This window comes from Devosia sp., assembly GCF_017307565.1.
Lineage (GTDB): Bacteria > Pseudomonadota > Alphaproteobacteria > Rhizobiales > Devosiaceae > Devosia.
In genome coordinates, this window is record NZ_JAFKHD010000019.1 from 1 (window position 1) to 2,539 (window position 2,539).

3 protein-coding genes are annotated in these 2,539 nt (G+C 60.7%); all 3 read left to right on the top strand.

Annotation, left to right across the window (positions count from 1 at the left end; translation table 11 throughout):
- On the top strand, positions 1–1,363 hold a 1,363-nt coding region (hydA, locus tag J0I64_RS00220; protein ID WP_291405289.1), incomplete at its 5' end, for a dihydropyrimidinase.
- A 137-nt stretch (positions 1,364–1,500) separates the two neighbouring features.
- A complete protein-coding gene (locus J0I64_RS00225; protein WP_291405291.1) occupies positions 1,501–2,331 on the top strand; it encodes an ABC transporter ATP-binding protein in 831 nt (276 codons plus the stop codon).
- The coding region (locus J0I64_RS00230; RefSeq protein ID WP_291405293.1) for a hypothetical protein at positions 2,331–2,539 on the top strand (209 nt) is incomplete at its 3' end. The genes J0I64_RS00225 and J0I64_RS00230, both read left to right, overlap by 1 nt.

Below are 2,539 nucleotides of genomic sequence, written 5' to 3' on the forward strand. Positions count from 1 at the left end.
GATCGGCCAGAACCTGTCCGGCGACGAGATTTTGGACGCCAGCGGCTGCTACATCATGCCCGGCGGCATCGATCCGCATACCCATCTCGAAATGCCCTTCATGGGCACCTATTCGGCCGACGATTTCGAAAGCGGTACCCGCGCCGGCCTTTCGGGCGGCACGACCATGGTGGTCGACTTCTGCCTGCCCAACCCCAATCAGAGCCTGCTCGAGGCGCTGCAGATGTGGGACAACAAGACCGGCAAGGCCTCGGCCGACTATTCGTTCCACATGGCCATCACCTGGTGGGGAGAACAGGTGTTCAACGAGATGGCCGAGGTGGTCGATCGCGGCATTACCTCGTTTAAGCATTTTATGGCCTATAAGGGCAGCCTGATGGTGAACGACGACGAGATGTTCGCCTCGTTCCAGCGTTGCGCCGCGCTTGGCGCCCTGCCGCTGGTGCATGCCGAGAATGGCGACGTCGTCGCGGCGATGACGGCAAAGCTCCTGGCCGAGGGGAACAATGGGCCTGAAGGCCATGCCTATTCGCGGCCGCCGGAAGTGGAAGGGGAAGCGACCAACCGCGCCATCATGATCGCCGACATGACCGGGGTGCCACTCTATGTGGTGCATACGAGCTGCGAACAGGCGCATGAGGCCATTCGCCGGGCCCGGCAGAAGGGCATGCGCGTCTATGGCGAGCCGCTGATCCAGCACCTGGTGCTCGACGAGAGCGAATATTTCAACCCCGATTGGGACCATGCGGCGCGGCGGGTGATGTCGCCGCCCTTCCGCAACAAGCAGCATCAGGATTCGCTTTGGGCCGGGCTGCAGGCGGGCTCGCTCTCCTGCGTTGCGACCGACCACTGCGCCTTCACCACGGCGCAGAAGCGCAATGGCGTCGGTAATTTTGCCAAAATTCCGAATGGTACGGGCGGGCTCGAAGATCGCCTGCCGGTGCTCTGGACCGCCGGCGTCAATACCGGGCGGCTGACGCCGAACGAGTTCGTCGCAGTGACCTCGACCAATATTGCGAAAATCCTCAACATGTACCCCAAGAAGGGTGCCGTCATGGTTGGCGCGGACGCCGACCTGATCGTCTGGGACCCCAATCGCAAGAAGACGATTACGGCCAAGAACCAGCAATCGGTGATCGACTACAACGTCTTTGAAGGCTTTGAGGTGACCGGTCTGCCGCGCTTCGTGCTGTCGCGCGGCAAGGTGTCGATCATCGAGAACGAGGTGAAGGCCGAGCCGGGCCACGGCAAGTTTGTGGCGCGCGAAGCCAAGAACCCGGTCAACCGGGCGCTGAGCCAGTGGAAGGAGCTGGTCGCGCCGCGCAAGGTGGAGCGGGCGGGCATTCCGGCGACGGGTGTTTGACATCGGCAGCATGATGAAAATCGAGGCAGTGTGCCCGCCAATAGTCCGAAAAGCTGCTGCAAAGCCGGCCTTTCGCGCGGCACGCGCCTTGCATCAGGCATTAGACGCCAAACAATAGGCTGAGAAAGGCGACACCCTTGTCCGTCACGTCGATCACTTCATCAACGACAGGCACGGGTGCTGCACTCGCCGTCGTAGAGGCCAAGAACCTGGGCCTCACCTTTTCCACCAATGACGGCGACGTGGTGGCGCTGTCGGACGTCAACCTGACCATCGAGAAGGGCGATTTCGTTTCCTTCATCGGGCCTTCGGGCTGCGGCAAGACCACGTTTTTGCGCACCATTGCCGATTTGGAACAGCCGACCTCGGGCTCGCTGAAGATCAATGGTCAGACGCCGGAAAATGCGCGGAAGGACAGAGCTTATGGCTATGTGTTCCAGGCGCCGGCTCTCTATCCCTGGCGTACCATCGAGAAGAACATCGCCCTGCCGCTCGAAATCATGGGGCATTCGCCCCAGCAACAGGCCGAGCGCATCAAGCGGACTATGGACCTCGTCAATCTCACAGGATTTGAGAAAAAGTATCCTTGGCAGCTTTCGGGCGGCATGCAGCAGCGGGCCTCCATTGCTCGCGCACTGGCGTTTGACGCCGATCTGCTGCTGATGGACGAGCCCTTTGGGGCGCTCGACGAGATCGTTCGGGACCATCTCAATTTCGAGCTGCTCAAGCTCTGGGACCGGACGAAGAAGACCATCTGCTTTGTGACGCACTCGATTCCCGAGGCGGTTTATCTGTCGACGAAAATCGTGGTGATGTCGCCGCGACCGGGGCGGGTGACCGATGTCATCGAGAGTAATCTGCCGCGCGAACGGCCGCTCGATATTCGCGAGACGCCGGAATTTCTGGCGATTGCGGCGCGGGTAAGAGATGGGCTGCGGGCCGGGCATTCCTACGAGGAGGTGGTGTGATGCTTCGAGCCGTCGCACCCACCGTTCTCTCTTCTCCCCTTGAGGGAGAAGGTGCCCGAAGGGTCACCGAATTCGCGTACGCGAATTTCGGTTGGGATGAGGGGTATTTTGTTGTTTTCACGAATTCCTCTGCGGAGGAGAGAGTACCCCTCACCCTGAATAATCTGCTGAACGCAGATTATTCTGTCCCTCTCCCCCAAGGGGCGAG